The 18,405-nt window shown below is 70.6% G+C and carries 19 protein-coding genes and 1 pseudogene; 10 read left to right on the top strand and 10 right to left on the bottom strand.

Annotated elements, in window-relative coordinates; genetic code table 11:
• Window positions 1-369: 369 nt before the first annotated feature.
• The 3 genes from ACFVTC_RS01890 to ACFVTC_RS01880 form a co-directional block, all read right to left on the bottom strand.
• The gene (locus ACFVTC_RS01890; RefSeq protein WP_390122904.1) at window positions 370-966 is read right to left on the bottom strand and encodes a hypothetical protein; all 597 of its coding nucleotides are present in this window, start codon (window positions 964-966) and stop codon (window positions 370-372) included.
• Between the two features lie 604 nt (window positions 967-1,570).
• The gene (locus ACFVTC_RS01885; RefSeq protein ID WP_390122902.1) at window positions 1,571-1,789 is read right to left on the bottom strand and encodes a hypothetical protein; all 219 of its coding nucleotides are present in this window, start codon (window positions 1,787-1,789) and stop codon (window positions 1,571-1,573) included.
• Entirely contained in the window at window positions 1,786-2,190 is a 405-nt protein-coding gene (locus ACFVTC_RS01880) for a hypothetical protein (RefSeq protein ID WP_390122900.1), read from the bottom strand. Before ACFVTC_RS01880 ends, ACFVTC_RS01885 begins: the two co-directional genes overlap by 4 nt.
• A 164-nt stretch (window positions 2,191-2,354) precedes the next feature.
• Between ACFVTC_RS01880 and ACFVTC_RS01875 the strand changes: the two genes are divergently transcribed.
• Window positions 2,355-2,549 (top strand): hypothetical protein, encoded by a 195-nt coding sequence (locus ACFVTC_RS01875; RefSeq protein WP_390122898.1) that lies wholly within the window; start codon window positions 2,355-2,357, stop codon window positions 2,547-2,549.
• Between the two features lie 47 nt (window positions 2,550-2,596).
• Here the strand turns inward: ACFVTC_RS01875 and ACFVTC_RS01870 are convergent, their stop codons facing one another.
• Complete coding sequence (locus ACFVTC_RS01870; RefSeq protein ID WP_390122897.1) at window positions 2,597-4,222, bottom strand: recombinase family protein; 1,626 nt, start codon at window positions 4,220-4,222, stop codon at window positions 2,597-2,599.
• 28 nt (window positions 4,223-4,250) lie between these two features.
• Between ACFVTC_RS01870 and ACFVTC_RS01865 the strand changes: the two are divergent.
• Window positions 4,251-4,337 (top strand): annotated as a pseudogene (locus ACFVTC_RS01865) (VOC family protein); the annotation flags it as partial.
• 152 nt (window positions 4,338-4,489) lie between these two features.
• Here ACFVTC_RS01865 and ACFVTC_RS01860 read toward each other — a convergent pair.
• Complete coding sequence (locus ACFVTC_RS01860) at window positions 4,490-5,053, bottom strand: MarR family winged helix-turn-helix transcriptional regulator (protein ID WP_390122895.1); 564 nt, start codon at window positions 5,051-5,053, stop codon at window positions 4,490-4,492.
• Window positions 5,050-6,729, bottom strand: coding sequence for an FUSC family protein (locus ACFVTC_RS01855; protein WP_390122893.1), 1,680 nt, complete (start codon window positions 6,727-6,729; stop codon window positions 5,050-5,052). The genes ACFVTC_RS01860 and ACFVTC_RS01855 overlap by 4 nt, the downstream gene beginning before the upstream one ends.
• A 201-nt stretch (window positions 6,730-6,930) precedes the next feature.
• Between ACFVTC_RS01855 and ACFVTC_RS01850 the strand changes: the two genes are divergently transcribed.
• The 3 genes from ACFVTC_RS01850 to ACFVTC_RS01840 all read left to right on the top strand — a co-directional run bounded on the left by ACFVTC_RS01850 (window position 6,931) and on the right by ACFVTC_RS01840 (window position 9,508).
• Window positions 6,931-7,521 (top strand): DUF5134 domain-containing protein, encoded by a 591-nt coding sequence (locus ACFVTC_RS01850; RefSeq protein WP_390122891.1) that lies wholly within the window; start codon window positions 6,931-6,933, stop codon window positions 7,519-7,521.
• A 119-nt stretch (window positions 7,522-7,640) separates the two neighbouring features.
• On the top strand, window positions 7,641-8,576 hold the full coding sequence (locus tag ACFVTC_RS01845) for a M56 family metallopeptidase (protein WP_390122889.1): 936 nt from the start codon (window positions 7,641-7,643) through the stop codon (window positions 8,574-8,576).
• 233 nt (window positions 8,577-8,809) lie between these two features.
• Window positions 8,810-9,508 (top strand): HAD family hydrolase, encoded by a 699-nt coding sequence (locus ACFVTC_RS01840; RefSeq protein ID WP_390122887.1) that lies wholly within the window; start codon window positions 8,810-8,812, stop codon window positions 9,506-9,508.
• Window positions 9,509-9,528: 20 nt separating this feature from the next.
• Here the strand turns inward: ACFVTC_RS01840 and ACFVTC_RS01835 are convergent, their stop codons facing one another.
• A complete protein-coding gene (locus tag ACFVTC_RS01835) occupies window positions 9,529-9,774 on the bottom strand; it encodes a DUF2630 family protein (protein WP_168526749.1) in 246 nt (81 codons plus the stop codon).
• 186 nt (window positions 9,775-9,960) lie between these two features.
• Between ACFVTC_RS01835 and ACFVTC_RS01830 the strand changes: the two genes are divergently transcribed.
• Window positions 9,961-10,635 (top strand): TetR/AcrR family transcriptional regulator, encoded by a 675-nt coding sequence (locus tag ACFVTC_RS01830; protein ID WP_390122885.1) that lies wholly within the window; start codon window positions 9,961-9,963, stop codon window positions 10,633-10,635.
• On the opposite strand, the gene ACFVTC_RS01825 is transcribed toward ACFVTC_RS01830, so the two are convergent.
• Complete coding sequence (locus ACFVTC_RS01825; protein ID WP_390122883.1) at window positions 10,623-12,125, bottom strand: LVIVD repeat-containing protein; 1,503 nt, start codon at window positions 12,123-12,125, stop codon at window positions 10,623-10,625. The two genes, ACFVTC_RS01830 and ACFVTC_RS01825, sit on opposite strands and share 13 nt — an antisense overlap.
• Window positions 12,126-12,300: 175 nt before the next feature.
• Here ACFVTC_RS01825 and ACFVTC_RS01820 point away from each other — a divergent pair, with 175 nt between their 5' ends.
• Window positions 12,301-12,972 carry a DUF305 domain-containing protein gene (locus tag ACFVTC_RS01820; RefSeq protein ID WP_390122881.1) on the top strand — a complete coding sequence of 224 codons (672 nt, stop codon included), beginning with the start codon at window positions 12,301-12,303 and terminating at the stop codon, window positions 12,970-12,972.
• Between the two features lie 38 nt (window positions 12,973-13,010).
• Here the strand turns inward: ACFVTC_RS01820 and ACFVTC_RS01815 are convergent, their stop codons facing one another.
• Window positions 13,011-13,478: a DUF6214 family protein gene (locus ACFVTC_RS01815; RefSeq protein WP_390122879.1), complete on the bottom strand. Its 468-nt coding sequence runs from the start codon at window positions 13,476-13,478 to the stop codon at window positions 13,011-13,013.
• Between the two features lie 207 nt (window positions 13,479-13,685).
• On the opposite strand from ACFVTC_RS01815, the gene ACFVTC_RS01810 reads away from it, so the two are divergent.
• Both ACFVTC_RS01810 and ACFVTC_RS01805 read left to right on the top strand, forming a co-directional pair.
• Entirely contained in the window at window positions 13,686-15,062 is a 1,377-nt protein-coding gene (locus ACFVTC_RS01810) for an FAD-dependent oxidoreductase (RefSeq protein WP_390122877.1), read from the top strand.
• Between the two features lie 177 nt (window positions 15,063-15,239).
• The gene (locus ACFVTC_RS01805; protein WP_390122875.1) at window positions 15,240-16,595 is read left to right on the top strand and encodes a nucleobase:cation symporter-2 family protein; all 1,356 of its coding nucleotides are present in this window, start codon (window positions 15,240-15,242) and stop codon (window positions 16,593-16,595) included.
• Window positions 16,596-16,792: 197 nt separating this feature from the next.
• On the opposite strand, the gene ACFVTC_RS01800 is transcribed toward ACFVTC_RS01805, so the two are convergent.
• Window positions 16,793-17,152: an ArsR/SmtB family transcription factor gene (locus ACFVTC_RS01800; RefSeq protein ID WP_390122873.1), complete on the bottom strand. Its 360-nt coding sequence runs from the start codon at window positions 17,150-17,152 to the stop codon at window positions 16,793-16,795.
• Window positions 17,153-17,316: 164 nt separating this feature from the next.
• Here ACFVTC_RS01800 and ACFVTC_RS01795 point away from each other — a divergent pair, with 164 nt between their 5' ends.
• Window positions 17,317-18,396 (top strand): NADH:flavin oxidoreductase/NADH oxidase, encoded by a 1,080-nt coding sequence (locus tag ACFVTC_RS01795; RefSeq protein ID WP_390122872.1) that lies wholly within the window; start codon window positions 17,317-17,319, stop codon window positions 18,394-18,396.
• Window positions 18,397-18,405 lie beyond the last annotated feature (9 nt).

Here is an 18,405-nt window from a genome sequence, read left to right as displayed (position 1 = left end):
TGGCGCCGGCACACGGGGCACGGCTCGGGCTGCGAGCGCGAAGGGACGTCGCACATCGACATGGCGTCCTCCGTTCTGTCGGTCTGACGAGGAATGGTCAACAAAAAAGCGCCACCCGTGGGCAGCGCTTCGAAGGAGGGCCCCCGCTCGCGGAATGGGGACGTGGAGCGACACGGCGACGAAGGTGACCGGTGCTCTACACGCTCGAACGCGAGCGGGGGCTCAGTGCGTGCCGTCGGAGGAGAGGACGTCAGCACGCAGCGCGCGGGCCGTCGACGGAAGCACTGTGACTGTCCGGCGGCCTCACGACGCGACGAGGAGAGGGCGACTGCGCGGCGCCCCCTCCAATAGATATACAAAGGTGTGACGCTACGCCGCTTCAGCACTCCGCTGCCGTTGCTTGCGCTCACGAGCACGGTCCCGCTTCCACCCTGCGGAACACACGTCACTGCACAGCGTGCGCCACTTCCGACGCTGTGACGCCGGCCGTCTCTGGACGAAAGGCTCAGAGCACTGCGCACACGGCCCGCTCCATGCCTTCGTCAGACCCTCGACGGTCACAACCCCGCCAGCGGACTCGTACGTCAGCGTCGACGTCGCCTCCGCACGCTGCGCAGCGTGCTTCTCCGCGAAGCGTCGGGCAACCTCCGGATCTACCCGGATGGCCACCTCTCCGACGCTTGGAGGGACGATGTCGACGCCCCGCCCTGACGGCCTGCGCCGCTCCGGGCGCTCCTCCTCGTTCTCGGAGGCGTCGTGCCACTCCTCCCAGTACCGGAGGGTGAACTCGTCGGGGCTCTCGTCGTCAAGCGGGTCGTGCCCCTCCAAGCCCCTCCACGTCGACGCGTGCCCCGGGGAGACGTACGCTCCCCCGTCCTCCAGTTCGCGCACGAAGTGTTCCGCTTCCAGCTCGGCATAGGAACGCCGCGTGGGTCGTCGGGTAGGTCCGCTGAAGTCGTCGGTCATCACACAGTTCCCCTTGTCGTCGGCGAGCCGTGCAAGTGCGCAGGCTCACAGAGGAGTTATGGGGGAACGGGCGGACGATGTGACGCACGGACGCCGACGCGCGTTGGCTACTCTGTGTAACGTCGGACAGTCGCGAGTCCCGTAGCGCTGCGACCAGTAGAGAAGTCCTCAGCGCCCTTCTGGGCATTCCTGCGTCTCCGTGGCCACCAGGGTCACGAACGGCCGCGAGAGGGGCCGTCAGGGGCTACCTCGGGCCTCATCCTCCCCGCACCCTCCGTCAGCCCCGCCCTCGTCGACGTCGACGAGGGTCCACGGGCAGGGTGAAGCCAAAAGGTCAAACTAACTGTCATTTTCACTTCCTCCTTAACGCGTCTAGAGAGAGTTAGAAGTAGGGGGTCAGTTTGACCTTTTGGCACGACGAGCGGCCTGAAGGTAGACGCAGCGTGACGACGAGGCGGAAATCTATTACGCTACGCAACCACCCTTGAATTGCGTGCACCTCTCACGGAGTTTCGGGCTGGCCGCGGAGGACGTCGACGAGGCCACAGGAACGACGCGAGGCCCGTCACCGGGTCTCCCCGGCGCGAGCCATCGTCACGCAATGTTACTTAGCTGCGGCCTCTTCGGCGCGCATTTTCTTGCGGAGGTACTGAGCGTTCCATCCGACGTCGCGCGGATCCTCGTCGAGGGCGCCGCGGATGGTGGTCCGCGCCCACCGGGCACGGTCGACAAGCCGTCGGTCGTCGACGTCGCCACCGGGCACCGTCAGGGCCTCGTGGACAGCTTCCAGGAGCGCCCGCAGGTCGCTCACTTCGGCGCTCACGCCGTGGCCTTCAGAGCGACGAAGCGAGCGTGCGCAGCGACGCACGATGCGTGGACCGACGCCGTCCACATGCCTCCGACGAGTACGGGGGCGGCGTCGCCCTCTTCCCCGCAGTGCCCGCAGGTCTCGTCTATGCCGTACGCGTACAGGTCGTCGGCCGTCAGGCAGAACATGTCAGCCTCCAGCGCCTCCGTGCCGAGAACGGCGCTCGGGACGCTGTTGAGGTAGCTGTCACAGAGGACGACGCCGGCGTACTGCGTGACGTCGTAGTCCATGCCAACCGCGATGCGGGCGGGGAGTCCCAGACGGTCGGCCACGTCCGCGGCGAAGGCGGTGAGGTCTTCGAGGGCGACGGGGGTGGAGGCATTGCCGACGACGAGGATCGCGTTCCGTGCGAGCATGATGTTTCTCCTTCATGGAGACAGAGGGCCCGTCGTCCGCCAAGACTCAGCGGGCCCTCTGCCTTGCTTGCGTCGGGGTGTGGCTACACCTAACCATGGGTGTAGCCACACCCGCAACCCTTGGACGCCGTCGGGTGTGGCTACACCTCTGCTACCGTGCTCCCATGCCCAATCAGCCGAAGACACCGGTCAGCCGCTTCCGCATCGACGCAGAGCTGTGGCAAGCGTTCGACGACGCCGTACCCGACGACACGGACCGCTCAGACGTCCTCCGCCGCTTCGTCGCCTACTACTGCTCACGACCGGAAGCGAAGCTGCCGGAACGCCCTCCCGCAGGACCGTGGAGCAAGGCTCCGTAGACATCAGAGAGCCCCCGTCGACGTGACGGGGGCTCGTGTGTCCGCGGTTAGTCCGACTGCTCCTCTTCCATGATCTCCGCCATGCGCGCGGCCTCCGGATCGTCGAACTGCGCGATGCCAAAGTCGAAGCGAGATTCATCGGCCGCGTACCGGCCTCCGCGTCGCCCCTGCTTGACCGTGACCAGCGCGCCAGCGTCAAGCAGCATCTGCCGGCGTGACGCGCTGTCTCGCGCATGCCAGTCATCGGCGTACGTGCGCCCAGTGCGCACGATTTCCTCTAGGGGCGGGCGTCGGGGAGTCGCTTCTAGCTCTGCGAGACGCGCATCCAACGCGTCGTGCTTCTCCTGCCACAAGCGTCGTCCCGCCTCCGAGCGTGCCCGCCCAGATTGCGCCATGTGCTCCTCAAGCTCAGACGAGACTTCGTTGATCTCCGGTCCGGGGTCGTACCCGGGGATCTTTCGCGTCTCGACGACCTCCCAAGACCCGACGAGCGCGAGGAATTCACGCGTCACGTATTCCTCTAGCCACTCGGCTTTGATGGTCGCAGGCTTCGCACACTTGACACCTTGTGACGCTGCTCGGCACCCGTAGATGTTGGTCGGTCGCTTTCCCGCAGCGCGTGTGTAGTACATCCTCGTTTTGCACTCCTCACAGATCGCCACACGTAGGAGAAGTGCGTTTGTGTCAGAGCGCGTCGCCGGCCGAGTGTTGACCGACCGGGCGGCGAGAAGTTCGCCGATCTGATCGAACTCTTCGCGGGTCAGGATGGGTTCTGTTGACGCCTTCACCGGGCGTCCGCTTGCATCACGCACAGGCGCACCCTTGTGAACCTTCTGGCCCATCAGGGTCTGGGACCTGAGCAGTGCGTTGATTGTTGACGCTCCCCAGGTGAAGCGCTCAACCTTCGTCCCGCGCTCATAACCCGAACCTCCCGTCTTCCCTCCGGTCGGCCGGCCCTGCTTGATTGCCCAGTGGTCACGGGGAGGTGGGACGGGAGGATTCTCTCCATTGAGCCCCAGAGCGATTCCCGTTGGGCTGCTGCCCTCGACGAGTTCGCGAACGATGCGCTCGATTACCTGTACCGCGTCAGGGTCAGGCACGAGCGTCTGCCCCGGGGCGCCTTCAGGCATCGGGCCCGGCATGTAGCCGTATGGCGGGCGCGCACCGCGCCACCGTAGGGGCATGGAGCGGATTGCCTCCGCAGCCCCCTGCACACGTTCGCGGATGGCCTGAGCTTCCATCTGTGCCGCGAACGCAAGCAGCGTGACCATGATCTCTGCGACGGGGTCCAACGGGTTGCGGAAATCTAGCTTGAGCATGCCGCCTGGCCCCTCAGCGAACACCAGCATCTTCCGGTACTGGCGTGCCCACCTGGCTAGCTCATGCATGTCCGCCATGGACCGCACCGCGCGGTCAAGACGCCACCACAGGATGACGTCGAAGCGCGACGGCTCAGCGAGCCACTTACCCAGCTCGGGACGGTCGAACGGAGTCGTCTTCGAGGCTGATACGTCTAGGTCTTCCGCCTCCCCCACGATCCGAGCACCGATGGCCCGCGCTGACCGGTCGTTGGCGTCCCGCTGACGCACTGGTGACGTCGTCTCGTCGGTGCGCACACTGAGTCGGATCACTGACAGAGCTTCTAGCTGCTCGCTGCCCAGCATCACAGTCATGGACACAGTGTGCCTAATAACTGAGTCGCTGTGGTCCGGAGATCCGGACGGCACCGAGATCGTGCTGGTGGAGATCCCGGCGGATCATCCGCTGCGCTACCGGCCCGGTGTCTGAGGGCACCGGGCCGGCCGGAGAGTGGGTCGGATCATCGATGTCGCCGCCGCCCGGCCGGCGAACGGCGCGGTGACGGACCCCGCGCCCGCCCAGCACGGACGCCGGCCCCGAGGTCGAGCCGGGCGGTGTCTCCGGGCGCGGCCCGCCCGCGCTCAGCCCCGCGGGACCCCCAGACGGCCCTCCAGCTGACCGAGCAACTCCCCCAGGAGCGAGGCGAGTTCACGCTGGCGGGTGGGGTCGATACCGGACAGGGCCGTCGTCTCGTACGCGAGCTGCTGGGGCAGGATGCCGTCGACGAGCTCGCGTCCCGCGTCGGTGAGCCGGACGTGCGCGACCCGGCGGTCACGGGTGTCCCCGCGGCGTTCGACCAGGCCGCGCTCGGTCAGCTGCTTGAGGCGCTTGGTGACGGCCGCGCCGGAGGAGAACGTCTCGCGGGCGAGCTCACTGGGGGTCAGTTCGTGCCCGGTACGGCGCAGCGTCCCCAGGACGTCGAACTCGGGACGGGTCAGCCCGGCGCGGCGCAGCGGGGCGTCCTCGGCCTGCTGGAGGAGTGCGGCCGAGCGGTTGATCCGGCCGATGATCTCCATCGGGCCGGTGTCGATGTCGGGACGCACGGCCCGCCATTGCTGCACGACCGCGGCCATCGTGTCGCCGGGCACCACCGCCCGTCCGGCGCCGGTGTCCCCGCCCGCCGCCCGCCCGTTCGCTGCCGTCATGCCTGTGCGCCCTCCACGGAGTGCAGTCCCTGCCGTCGTACCGTCGCCGCGAGCGTACGGTGTCCGGACCGTTCCACCCGCATCACCCGTTCCTCCGGCAGGGCGCGTTGCCACCATTCACCGGCCGCGGCGTCGGCGGTCGCACGCAGTTCGACGACGGCGCCGGCCAGGTCGCGGCGCGCGGACTCCAGGGCGCCGGGCGCGGGACGCTCGGAGCCGAGGAGCCGCACGGCGCGCTCGTCGGCGCGCTCGACCGCGTCGAGGGCGTCCTCGACGCGGTCCCCGGCCCGCCGGTTGGTGACGGCGACCGCCGCGGCGAAACCGACCAGCGCGCCCACCAGGGTGTCCACGACCCGGTCGGTCATCAGCTCGCCCGGCCGCTGGAGGTGGGCGAACTCGGTGATGAGCAGGGCCATGGGGGTGACACAGACGCTGCCGAGCCAGTAGTTGCGCCCGATCAGCGCCTCGGCCCCGAAGTTGAGGGCGAGACAGCACAGCACGAGGGCCGCCTGACCGAGATGGGCGAGCGGGACGAGGGCCGCGAAGGCGAGGACGCCGACGAGATTGCCGACCACGCGCTGCACACCCCGGCTCCAGGTCAGGGTGACATTGGTCTGGTAGAGCGAGGCGGCGGTGACGAGGGCCCAGTAGGGGCGGCCGACACCGAGGGCGAGCGAGACGTAACCGGCCAGCGAGCAGCCGAGCGCCACACGCAACGCGATCGGGGCCAGTGGGCCGAGCCGTCGAGACAACGGCTTCTCTCCCAGGGCGAGTTCGGCCTCCACCCCCAGGAGTTCACCGGCGGCCTCCCCCAGGTCGTCCGGGTGCGGTACGGGGCCGGTGCCGCGCAGGTCGCGAGCCCAGCCGCGCAGCCGCTCGGGCTCCGTGTCGGCGGGCGCTGCGATCGCGACCTCGGCCCGTACGACGAGCCGTTCCAGGGCACGTCGGGGCGCGGAGCGGGCGCCGGTGGACAGCAGCGACTGCCAGGCCCCGTGCACGGCGGCGGCCGCGGCCGCACGGGAACGGGCGGATCCGGCACCGTCGCCCCGCGTCTGGGCGTACGCCGCTGCGGCGTTGAGCGCGTGCGCGGTGGCCCTGCGCTCCGGCCCGTGCGGGCGGAGGAGTCCCGGGGCCATGCCGACGACCCAGGCCCAGACGCCCGCGGCGGCACCCAGCGCGAGATGGCCCGGGACCTCGCCGAGCGTCTGCGGCACGAAGAGGGACGCCGAGCTGATGAAGGAGAGGACCACATGGCCGGGCGGCCCGACCCGGGTGGCGTCGCACAGCACCTTCTGCACGGCGGCGAGCAGGGCGCCGACCGTGACCAGCAGGACGGGGCTCGTGGTGAGGGACGCGGCGGTCAGGGCTACGGCGAGTCCGGCGAGCATGCCGAGCACCACCGCGGCGAGGGTACGGGCCCGGGCGGCGTACGGGCGGTTGTGGGCGTAGAGCGCGCAGAGCGACCCGGCCATGGTGTACATCGCCAGGTCCAGCCTGCCGAGCGCCAGGAGCGCCAGGTTCGGCGGCGCCACCGACACGACCACGCTCAGGGCGGGCTTGAACCAGATGTCGGAGGGCCGGCCGAGGCGGAGCACCCCGGCCAGCGGGAGGCGCCGGGCGCCCGGAAGGGGGCCGGGGCGGGGTGCCCCGGGCGTGCGGGGGGTCGCGGTGCTCATACGGTGAAGAATAGCAGATGTTTTACGAGTAAAACACTAGCGCAATACATCAGGTCCGCCGCGCCTCCCCCTCCCACCTGCGGTGCTCCCCGTACGCTCCCCCGAATGCCCCCTTGCGCCCGGTCCTCACCGGCTTGCGCGCCGCCACGCGCGGGCATGCCCGGTCCGACGTCCGACAGTGTCGAGCGGGGGAGGTGCACGGTGCACGGACCGGCTTCGCCCGGCTGGCTGCTCGTCGCGCTGTGCGCGGCGACCGGGGCCTACTGCCTGCTGCGGATGCGCAGCACGATCGAGGAACAGCGCCGCACGGCCGGCGGCGAGGCGCTCATGGGGTTCGGCATGGCGGCGATGGCCGTGCCCGCGGCCGTGGTCGCTCCACCCCACTGGGCCTGGCTCGGGTACGCCGCGGTGTTCGGCGCGGCCGCCCTGCGCGCCCTGTGGTCGGCCCGCGGCGGCGGGCATCATCTGCACCACGTGGTCGGCGCCTGCGCGATGGTCTACATGGCGGTGGTGATGGCCGTCTCCCCCGGGCACCACCACGTCCACGGGGGTTCCGGGGTCCCGCTGGTGACCGGGGCACTCCTTCTCTACTTCACCGCGTACGTGCTGCTGTCCGGGGTCCGGTTGCTGCCGGTCGCGGCCGTCACCGGCAGCACCGGGGACACCGGAGGCACCGGGGCGATGCCGCCCGGCCCCGCCCGGACCCCCGGCTGGGGCGATCGGCCAGAGCTGTCCCGGGCGTGCCGGCTGTCGATGGGGATCGCGATGCTCGCCATGCTGGTCACGCTCTGACACGCGCGCCCGCCGCACCGGCGGGACCGCTCCCGCCAAGCCCCGCGAAACCGTGGTGTACGTCACTTTGCCGTCGCGGCCGGTATCCCTCGGCGACGCTCCGCTCATAGGCTTCACCCATGATGGTCCCCGCGGCACTGTTGCTGCTCGGCGCCCTGGCCGCCGTGGTCGCTCCACGGCTGCTCGCCCGAGCGGACTGGCCGGACCGCGAACCTGTGGTCGCCCTGTGGGTGTGGCAGTGCGTGGTGGCGGCCGTCCTGCTGTGCTGTGCGCTGTCGATGACGCTGAGTGCGGCCGCCGCCTGGGTGGCGGTGCGCGGCCATGTGTTCGCCCCCGCGCCCCACTCGGTCGTCAACGCCTACGCGTTGAGCACCGGAGGCACATGGGCCGCGACGACCGCGGTGGCGCTCGCGTGCGGCGGCGCCTGGACCGCGGCCATGCTGGTCCGCGAGGTGCTGGGCGCGCGGGCCCGCCTTCGCCACAGCCGCGCCGAACTGCGCCTGCGCGCACCTCTGTTGCCCGGCGAGGAGCCGGGCAGCGATCGGCTGGTGGTGCTGGAGGGCGAGCGTCCGGACGCCTGGTTCCTGCCCGGCCCCGCACCCCGACTCGTCATCACCACGGCCGCGTTGCGCCGCCTCGAGGGTCGTCGTCTGGATGCCGTGCTCGCCCATGAGCAGGGGCACGCGCGGGCCCGGCACGACTGGCTGCTGCACTGCTCGGTCGCGCTCGCCGTCGGCTTCCCTCAGGTCCCGGTCTTCGCCGCGTTCCGCGACGAGATGCACCGGCTGGTCGAACTGGCCGCCGACGACATGGCATCACGCCGTTTCGGCCGTCTCACGATCGCCCTCGCGCTGGTGGAACTCAACGAGGACCGGGGTGTGTTCGGCCCTTGCCCGACCCCGCAGGCCCATCTCCCGGCGCGGGTTCGCCGCCTCCTCACCCCCCAGGACCGGCTGACGCCGTCGCGACGGCTGCGCCTGACTGCGGCGGCCACCCTGGTGCCTGTCGTCCCGCTGCTGGTGACGTTCGTACCGGCGCTGCGGGCACTCGGCTGAGGCGTGCGCCGCAGATGGGCCGTCAGCAGGTCGGCGGGGTGGTATCGAGTGGTGCCGAGACGACTGACCGGCTGCCGCTCGGTTTTGCGCCGCGCCCTCGGACGGCCTCGGCGGGAGGGGCGCCCGTGCCCCCGCGAGAGCACGGGCGGCGCCGGCCGGGAGCCCGGCAGGGAATCCGGTACGGCCCAGTGCGCCCTTGACCCGCACGGGCCGCGCCCCGAAGGATCGCCCTCATGACGATCAAGTGCGTGCTCTTCGACTTCTCCGGAACGCTGTTCCGTGTCGAGTCCACCGGGTCCTGGCTGCGTGCCGTGCTGGCGGAGTCCGAAGTATCCCTTCCCGAGGCGGAGTTGACGCGTAAGGCCGCCGACCTGGAGGCCGTCGGCGCGCTTGCCGGCGGTGCCGCCCCCGCACGGCCGCTGCCGACGGGACTCGCCGAGGTGTGGCGGCGGCGCGACGAGAGCGCCGCGTCGCACAGGGCCGCGTACACCGGCGCGTCCCGGCTGGTGCCGCTGCCCGATCCCGCGCTGCACGAAGCGCTGTACGACCGCCACATGAGGCCCGCCGCCTGGCACCCCTATCCCGACGCGGCGGAGGTGCTCGCCGCCCTGCGCGGACGCGGGATCGCGGTGGGCGTGGTCAGCAACATCGGCTGGGATCTGCGGCCCGTCTTCCGCGAGCACGGCCTCGACCCGTACGTCGACGCCTACGTCCTGTCGTACGAGCACGGCATCCAGAAGCCGGACGTCCGGCTGTTCGCGACCGCCTGTGAGGCGCTGGGGGCGGCACCCGAGGACACCTTGATGGTCGGTGACGACCGCCGTGCCGACGGAGGCGCAGCGGCGCTGGGCTGCGCGGTGCACTTCGTGGACCACCTGCCGGCCGCGGCCCGGCCCGACGGACTGCGGCCGGTGCTCGACCTGCTCGACTGACCGCCGCCCTGCCCCGCCTCTCAGCTCTGGTAGCCCTCGACCTGCGAGGACGGCCGCACGTGGGCCTCGTCCGGGTTCTCCCCGAACTCGGTCTTCGCGCGCCGCTGACGCAGCAGGTCCCAGCACTGGTCGAGCTCGCGCTCGAGCTGTCCGAGCCGCTGATGTTCGGTGTCGGAGTCGATCTGCCCCGACGACAGGGCGTCGCGGAGCTGTCGCTCGTCGTCCACCATCGCCGTGATCTTCGCCAGGATCTGCTCTTGGTTCATGTCCGTAAGCCTCCTCGGGCCTCGTGCCCACTGTAAGGAGATCCTCCCCCGCACCGCACGTCCGCCTGAGACGTTCCCCCGCGACGCCCCAGACGGACGGCAGCCCGAAGCGGACCCCTGCAGGGGTCGCGACCCGGACGACCTGAGTATAGTTGGCTGGCAGCCAGTCAACACAGGAGTTACAGGATGTCCCCGCGCAGCCAATCGGTCAACGAAGAGCTGCGGCGGCGTTCCCGGGAGCGGCTTCTTCAGGCCGCGCTGGAGCTGGTGAGCGAGCGCGGATACGACGCGACGACGCTCGGGGACATAGCGGATCGCGCGGGATCGGCGCGCGGCCTGGTGTCGTACTACTTCCCCGGCAAGCGCCAGCTCGTCCAGTCCGCGGTGCACCGGCTGATGCACCGCACGCTGGAGGAGGGACTGGAGCGCGAGCCGCGCACCGCCGACGGCCGGGAACGGATGGCGCGGGCCATCGACGCGGTCCTCGGTCTGGCCCGGGACAGGCCGGTCCTCATGCGTCAGCACATGGCCGGGATCCTGCAGGGCGAGGGGTTCGTGCAGTGCCCCGAGCAGCAGCGGCTGGCGCAGCTCCTGCGCGAGACCGTCGCCGGACGCGGCTCGCCGGACGCGGCCACCGACTACCCGATGCTGCGCGCGCTGCTGATGGGCGCGGTGTACGCGGCCCTGGTGCCGGGCGCGCCGATGGCGGTGCCGACGCTGCGGGCGGAGCTGTTCGAGCGCTACGACCTCGACTGGGAGATGGGGGTCCCGCCGGACACCGAGGTGCCCGGCGGGACGTACGGGGCGGATCTGTCACGGTTCTTCGCGACCGGCCGCCTGCCGGACGATCAGTCGAAGTAGTCCGGCTGGGTCTGGACGTTGAGCTCGCGCAGATGGACCCGCTCGGCCGGGTCGGTGCGCCGGTCGCTGAGCTTCAGGACGTCGAAGCCCTTGGCGATGTCGTTCGAGTAGATGTAGCCGTTGTAGTAGTACGCCGACCAGGAGCCGCCGACCTGGAGCGTGTCGGTGCTCAGCGGGCCGCGCTCGAAGTAGGCGATCTCCTTCGGGTGGACGGAGTCGGTGAAGTCCCAGACGGAGACACCGCCCTGGTACCAGGCCTGGACCATGAGGTCCTTGCCCTTGACGGGGATCAGCGAGCCGTTGTGGGCCACGCAGTTCTCGGTGTCCGCCTGATGGCGCGGGATCTTGTAGTAGCTCCGGAAGACCAGCTTGCGCCGGTCGCCCTTGCCGACGATGTCGTAGATGCCGTCCGCGCCGCGGTTCGGACCGATGGCCGCGTTGCAGGTGGCCGCGCCTCCGCCGCCCAGCTCATCGGTGAACACGACCTTGTCGGCCTTCTGGTTGAAGGTCGCCGAGTGCCAGAACGCGAAGTTGACGTTGTCCTCGACCTGGTCGATGACCTTGGGGTGTTCGGGGTCCTTGATGGAGAACAGGATGCCGTCGCCCATGCAGGCGCCCGCCGCGAGGTCCTTGGAGGGCAGCACGGTGATGTCGTGGCAGCCGGTGGTCTTGGAGACGCCCGGGTTGGTGGGCGAGCCCGGGTTGCCGCCGCCGTCGGGTCCCTCACCGGGGAAGAGCACCGGGAAGTTCACCACCGCGGCCTTCTCGGGTGCGTGGCGCGGCACCTTGATGACCGAGATGCCGTCGTGCGGGGGCCGGCAGTCGGGGAACGTGGCGCTCGGCGAGTACGAGGACACGTAGATGTAGACGTTCTTGCGCTCCGGCACCAGTGAGTGGGTGTGCGAGCCGCAGGCGGTCTCGACGGCGGCGACGTACTTCGGGTTCGCCTTGTCGGTGATGTCGAAGACCTTCATGCCCTCCCACGAGGACTTCTCGGTCGCGGGCTGCGTGGTGCTGTTGCACGAGTTGTCGCTGCGCGAGGAGTCGGTGGAGAGGAAGAGCAGGTTGCCGGAGACGGAGATGTCGTTCTGCGATCCCGGGCACAGCACCTGGGAGACCGTCTTCGGGGCCTTCGGGTTGCTGATGTCGAGGATGCGGAAGCCGTCGTAGTTGCCGGCGAAGGCGTACTTGCCCTGGAAGGCGAGGTCCGAATTGATGCCGGGCAGGGCGTCCTTGGGGATGTTGGTGAGGTGCTGGACGTTGTCGGAGTGGACGATCTCGTCCTGTCCGGGTATCTCGCCGCTCGCCACCGCCGCCCTCACCTCGGCGGCGTCGCTCCGGGAGACCTGCTCCCGTGCTGCGGGACCGTCCCCGGGGTCGGGGGTCGCGGCCGCCGGGCCGGCCGTGAGCAGTGCGGCCAGGAGCCCGGCCGCGACGGCGGCAACTCCCAGGCGTCTGTGCCGCGTTCGGGGGTCGTTCAACAGGGTCACTGCGTCCTCCCTTGTAGCCGTTCGCAGAGGAACGGTTCACGGACCCCAGAAGTATCGTCCGTCCCATGCGCTGATCAACAGATGGCAACGTACTCGTAATGAGAGTTTTTGATCGGGCACGTTCGGAAGCGTGCTAGGACGGTCATGAACACCCGTGAGGTGTAAGCCGATCCGTGTGTCCCAGGAGGTCGCCGTGCTCTTCCGCCGTTCACCCCGTGCTTTCCTGGTCACGGCGTCACTGGTGGTCGCCGTACTCGCGCTCGGGGCGTGCGACGACTCCGCCGCTCCGGTCAAGTCCGGTAAGGCGGACGGACCTTCGGTGATCGCGCCCGGCAGGCCCGGCGAGGCGGCCGAGACACTCTCCGCCGACGACGCCGCGCGACAACGCAGCGAGGACGACTCCCCCAACTCGGCGGACTTCGCCTACGCCCGGATGATGATCGAACACCACACCCAGGCACTGGAGATGACCCGGCTCGCCCCTCGGCGGGCCGAGTCCGGCCGGGTGAAGGCACTCGCGGCACGCATCGCGGCCTCGCAGGGACCCGAGATCAGCACGATGAAGGGCTGGCTCGACACACACGACGGCGACGGGCACGCCACGGGACACCGGCACGAGGCGATGCCCGGTATGGCGACCGACGCCCAGCTCAAGGCGTTGCGCGTGGCCCGGGGCAAGGTCTTCGACCGGCTCTTCCTGAGACTGATGATCACGCACCACGACGGGGCGGTCTCGATGGCCACGGACGTGAAGGCCGAGGGCAACAACATCCAGATCGAGGAGATGGCCGACGACGTGATCGCCCAGCAGACCAGCGAGATCAGCAGGATGCGCGCGATGTCGTGACGGTCCGCGGCCTTCGCGGGCACTCGCCGCCGGCCCGTTCAGCGACGTACATGACGGGGGGTCAGGAATCCCTCGTCGCGCGCACCGGCGATCAGCCGCAGTGACCTGCGCCGGCTGTGACCGGTGGCGCACATGACCGCCAGGACCGGATCCGCCCCGTCCCGCTGCGCGGCCCGGTACTCCTCGGCGACCAGCCGCCGCCCCTCGACGCCACGCGGCCACGCACCGCGGACACGACCGGGCAGCGGTCCCGCGGGGCTCCCCGGGCGCGGCGCGGCACTCCCGCCGCACGCCTCGGCGAGGGGCTCCTCGATCCAGTCCGCGAGCGCCATGAGGTAGTCCAGGGAGAGCGGCGGCCGGGCTTGGACGTCCTCGATGGAGACCCCCTGACCGGCCGTCACCGCGAGTACGTCGACCCGGGCGCCGTCCGCGAAGTCGATGCGGACGGCGAACCACCGCGTGACACTGTCGCGCTCCCGCACCTCCCACGCGGGTCGCACGGACACCGAGCCCTCCGGCCGATCACGATCAGAACGACTGAGAAAGGATGCTTCCAGCACTCGCAGAACGTAACCGCATGATCACACTCCATACGAACGGACACGCACACGTGTGCCGCGCGCCGCACCCTGTCAGCGGGCCAAGAGTGGTGCGATGCTGGAGCCATCAGCGATCTCCTCGGGCTGTTCGGGTTTCGGGTTGGGAGTTCCGCCGTGCTGCATGTCGCCGTTGTCGGCTCGGGACCCAGCGGGGTCTACACCGCCCAGAGCCTCGTCCAGAGCGGGCTGCCCGATGTCAGGGTGGACGTCCTCGACCGGCTGCCGTGCCCCTACGGCCTGGTCCGCTACGGCGTGGCCCCCGACCACGAGAAGATCAAGTCGCTCCAGAACAACCTGCGCAGCGTCCTGGTGGACGAACGTGTGCGGTTCCTCGGCGGTGTCCAGGTGGGCCCCGGCGGCGTACCGGCCGCACGGCTGCGCGAGCTGTACCACGCGGTGGTGTACTGCGTGGGAGCCGCCACCGACCGTCACCTCGCCGTGCCCGGCGAGGAGCTGTCCGGCAGCTGGTCGGCGACCGAGTTCGTGTCCTGGTACAGCGCGCACCCGGACTCCGTGGCCGACGGAGCCGCGGGATTCGTGCACGGCACCCGTTCGGCCGTGGTCATCGGCGTCGGCAACGTCGCGGTCGACGTGACCCGGATCCTGGCGCGCGGCGCGGCCGAGCTGAGCCCCACCGACATGCCGCAGGCCGCGCTCACCGCGCTGGCCGCGAGCACGGTGACGGAGATCAGCATGGTCGGGCGGCGCGGTCCGTCGCAGGCCCGCTTCACCACCAAGGAACTGCGCGAGCTGGGCGGACTGCCGGACACCGACGTCGTGGTGGACCCCGAGGAGCTTGCGCTCGATCCGCAGTATGCCGACCCGTCGGCACTGCCGGCCGCCCAGCGCCGCAACGTCGAGGTACTGCGCGGGTGGGCCGCCGCTCCGGCGCGGGGCCGTCCGCGTCGGATCCGGCTCCGTTTCTTCCTGCGCCCCGTCGCGCTGCTCCCCCGCGACGGCGACCCCGACGGCGCCGGCGGCCGGGTGGGTGCCGTGCGCTTCGAACGGACGGTGCCCGACGGGCAGGGCGGGGTGACGGGCACGGGTCGCCACGAGGACATCGCGGCGCAGCTGGTGCTGCGTTCGGTGGGCTATCGCGGGGTGCCGCTCGAAGGGCTGCCGTTCGACGCGGAGCACGGCACGGTGCCGCATCTCGCGGGGCGGGTGCTGCGGGACGGCGCGGTCGCTCCGGGCGAGTACGTGGCGGGCTGGATCAAGCGTGGCCCGACGGGTGTCATCGGCACCAACCGGCCGTGCGCGAAGGAGACGGTGACCTCGCTGCTGGAGGACGCGCCCGGTCTCGCACGGCGCGAGGTGACCGACGATCCGCTCGCGGCGCTGCGGGCGGACGGCCTCGCACCGGTCGAATGGGCCGGCTGGGAGGCGATCGAGCGGGCGGAGGCGGCCCTCGGGGCCTCCCTGGGGCGGGGTGTCGTGAAGCTGCCCGACTGGACGTCACTGCTGGCGGCGGCGCGGACGGCGACTTCCTGAGGGCTCGTCCGTGATCGCCTCGGGGTACGGCGGAGTCGCTCGGGGTTCCGTGGGCATGACACACAGCGGCAACAGACCGGACATCAACAAACTGTTCAAGCCCTCTACGGTCTCGTGCTGGTCGGAGGTGCCCCCTGGCCTCCGGCGCCCCGATCCGCCGCCGCCCCTGGAGTGCCCATGGCAACCACCGCACCCGTGCATCCCGTCGACGAGGTCCCGCCCGTACGCGGCCTGGCCGCCTTCGGGCTGCAGCACGTGCTCGCGATGTACGCGGGAGCCGTGGCCGTTCCGCTGATCGTGGGCGGCGCGATGAAGCTCTCGCCGGCCGATCTGGCCTATCTGATCACGGCCGACCTGCTGGTCTGCGGTGTCGCGACCCTCATCCAGTGCGTGGGATTCTGGCGCTTCGGCGTGCGGCTGCCGATCATGCAAGGCTGCACGTTCGCGGCGGTCTCACCGATGGTGCTCATCGGGACGACCGGCGGCGGCCTGCCCGCGATCTACGGGTCGGTGATCGTCGCGGGCCTCGCGATCATGCTGTTGGCGCCGGTCTTCGGCCGGCTGCTGCGCTTCTTCCCGCCGCTCGTCACGGGCACCGTCATCTTGATCATCGGGGTCTCGCTGCTGCCGGTGGCGGGCAACTGGGCCGCCGGCGGCGTGGGCGCCAAGGACTTCGGCGAGCCGAAGAACCTGGCGCTCGCGGGCTTCGTGCTGGCCGTCGTCCTGGGGGTGCAGCGGTTCGCGCCGCCCTTCCTGAGCCGGATCGCGGTGCTGATCGGCATCGCGGTGGGCGTCGTGGTGGCGGTGCCCTTCGGCTTCACGGACTTCGGCGGGGTCGATGACGCCGACTGGCTGGGGATCAGCACGCCCTTCCACTTCGGCGGCCCCGCCTTCCACGCCTCCGCGATCGTCTCGATGCTGGTGGTGGCGCTGGTGACGATGACGGAGACGACGGGCGACCTCATCGCGGTGGGTGAGATGACCGATCGCAGGGTCGAACCGCGCACGCTGGCCGACGGGCTGCGCGCCGACGGCCTCTCCACGGTCCTCGGCGGTGTCTTCAACACCTTCCCGTACACGGCGTTCGCGCAGAACGTGGGTCTTGTCGGCATGACCCGGGTGCGCAGCCGCTGGGTGGTCGCCGCCGCGGGCGGCATCCTCGTACTCCTCGGTCTGCTGCCCAAGCTGGGCGCGGTGGTCGCGGCGGTGCCCGCGCCGGTGCTGGGCGGCGCGGGTCTGGTGATGTTCGGGACGGTCGCCGCGAGCGGGCTGCGCACCCTGGCCGAGGTGGACTTCAAGGGCAACGACAACCTCACCGTCGTGGCCGTATCGGTCGCCGTGGGCTTCCTGCCGGTAGGGGTCCCCACGGTCTACGAGAAGTTCCCCGACTGGTTCCAGACGGTGATGAACAGCGGGATCAGCGCAGGTTGTCTGACGGCGATCGTCCTGAACCTGATCTTCAACCATCTGCCGGGCAGGCCGGGTGCGCAGGACGGCGCCGCCGATCCGGGTGCGCCCGCGGTCAGCGCCTGAGGGCTGTCCCGTGATCCCCGGTGGATCGGCGCGCGCCGTCAGATGCGGTGCATCGCAAGGCGGAGGGTCGCCCTCATACCGGCTGCGTTCCGGCGATCCGACAACGCGGCGAGGTGCCGTAGCTGCCGTCGTGCGCCCGCCGGGGATCACGGGACAGCCCCGGGGCGCCCATGGGACCGCACGGGGTGGAGGGGAGCTCAGACCTCGCCCCGCTCCGACTCCTGGCGTGCCGCCGCCGCGAGGACGCAGCCGATGAGTCCCGGGAACAGTGTGTCGAGGTCGTCCGTGCGCAGCCCGTTCATCTTGGCCGTGCCGCGGTAGACCTGCCGGATCACCCCGCTCTCACGGAGCACCCGGAAGTGGTGCGTGGTGGTGGACTTGGTGACCGGCAGGTCGAAGTGCGAACAGGACAGCTCGTCGCCGTCGGCGGCGAGCTCCCGCACGATCCGCAGCCGCATCGGATCGGACAGCGCGTGCAGCACGCCCTCCAGACGGATCTCCGCACACGCGGGGTGGGCGAGATCCCGGCTGCTGCCGGCGGGGGCGGCGGTCGTCACGGCGGCTCCAGTCCTCGGGGCGGGCTCTCGTCCGGCATCGTCTCCGGCCCGCTGGGCTCCACCGGTTCCCATTGTACGAGACCTCTCGTAGTTTGACACTTGCCGTACTACGATGTTTATCGTAGTAGCCGCAGCCCGGTACCCCGCGACGAATGGAGTCCTCCGTGAGCGCGCTCTTCGAGCCCATCACCCTGCGCGATCTGACCATCCCCAACCGGGTGTGGATGCCCCCGATGTGCCAGTACTCGGCCGCGCCGGAAGGACCTTCCACGGGGGCCGCGAACGACTGGCACTTCGCCCACTACGCCGCGCGCGCCACCGGCGGCACGGGCCTGATCGTCGTCGAGGCCACCGCCGTCTCCCCCGAGGGCCGGATCAGCCCGTACGACCTCGGCATCTGGAACGACACGCAGGTGGAGGCGTTCCGTCGCGTCACGGGCTTCCTGCGCGGCCAGGGCACCGTGCCCGGGATCCAGCTCGCGCACGCCGGGCGCAAGGCATCGACCGACCGGACCTGGACGGGCGGCGCGCCGGTCGGTGAGGACGCGTACGGATGGCAGCCACTGGCCCCGAGCGCGCTGGCCTTCGACGAGCGCCATCCGGTGCCGGCCGAACTCACCGTGGACCGGATACGGGAGATCGTCGGCCAGTTCGCGGACGCGGCCCGGCGCGCCCTGGACGCCGGATTCGAGATCGTGGAGATCCACGGTGCCCACGGCTACCTCGTCAACGAGTTCCTCTCCCCGCACTCCAACCGGCGGACCGACGAGTACGGCGGCTCCTACGAGAACCGCATCCGCTTCGCCCTCGAAGTCGTCGACGCCGTCCGTGCGGTCTGGCCGGAGGACAAGCCGCTGTTCTTCCGCGTCTCCGCCACCGACTGGCTGGACGAGGGCGGCTGGAGCGCCGACGACACCGTCCGCCTGGCCTCCCGGCTCCAGGAGCACGGCGTCGACCTGCTGGACGTCTCGACGGGGGGCAACGCCTCGGGCGTACGCATCCCGGTCGGGCCCGGTTACCAGGTCCCCTTCGCCGCACGGGTGAAGGCGGAGACCGGGCTGCCCGTCGCCGCCGTCGGCCTGATCACCGACGCCGAGCAGGCCGAGAAGATCGTCGCCAACGACGAGGCCGACGCGGTGTTGCTGGGCCGCGAACTGCTGCGCAACCCGTCGTTCGCCCGCATCTCGGGACGTGAGCTCGGCGCGGACGTCCATGTGCCCGAGCAGTACCACCGCTCCGTCTGAGTCACGTTC

The sequence above is a fragment of the Streptomyces sp. NPDC057950 genome (assembly GCF_042887295.1).
In the GTDB taxonomy this organism is placed as follows: Bacteria; Actinomycetota; Actinomycetes; order Streptomycetales; family Streptomycetaceae; genus Streptomyces; species Streptomyces kaempferi.
The sequence above is the reverse complement of the archived record's forward strand: the minus strand, read 5'-3'. Positions and strand labels throughout refer to the sequence as shown.

Excerpts from the sequence above, each read along its gene's own strand:
- ACFVTC_RS01875 (WP_390122898.1), top strand. The coding sequence starts at position 2,355 with ATGCCCAATCAGCCGAAGACACCGGTCAGCCGCTTCCGCATCGACGCA.
- ACFVTC_RS01805 (WP_390122875.1), top strand. The coding sequence starts at position 15,240 with ATGGCAACCACCGCACCCGTGCATCCCGTCGACGAGGTCCCGCCCGTA.
- ACFVTC_RS01880 (WP_390122900.1), bottom strand. The coding sequence starts at position 2,190 with ATGCTCGCACGGAACGCGATCCTCGTCGTCGGCAATGCCTCCACCCCC.
- ACFVTC_RS01860 (WP_390122895.1), bottom strand. The coding sequence starts at position 5,053 with ATGACGGCAGCGAACGGGCGGGCGGCGGGCGGGGACACCGGCGCCGGA.
- ACFVTC_RS01845 (WP_390122889.1), top strand. The coding sequence starts at position 7,641 with ATGATGGTCCCCGCGGCACTGTTGCTGCTCGGCGCCCTGGCCGCCGTG.
- ACFVTC_RS01855 (WP_390122893.1), bottom strand. The coding sequence starts at position 6,729 with ATGAGCACCGCGACCCCCCGCACGCCCGGGGCACCCCGCCCCGGCCCC.
- ACFVTC_RS01830 (WP_390122885.1), top strand. The coding sequence starts at position 9,961 with ATGTCCCCGCGCAGCCAATCGGTCAACGAAGAGCTGCGGCGGCGTTCC.
- ACFVTC_RS01840 (WP_390122887.1), top strand. The coding sequence starts at position 8,810 with ATGACGATCAAGTGCGTGCTCTTCGACTTCTCCGGAACGCTGTTCCGT.
- ACFVTC_RS01835 (WP_168526749.1), bottom strand. The coding sequence starts at position 9,774 with ATGAACCAAGAGCAGATCCTGGCGAAGATCACGGCGATGGTGGACGAC.
- ACFVTC_RS01890 (WP_390122904.1), bottom strand. The coding sequence starts at position 966 with ATGACCGACGACTTCAGCGGACCTACCCGACGACCCACGCGGCGTTCC.
- ACFVTC_RS01870 (WP_390122897.1), bottom strand. The coding sequence starts at position 4,222 with ATGACTGTGATGCTGGGCAGCGAGCAGCTAGAAGCTCTGTCAGTGATC.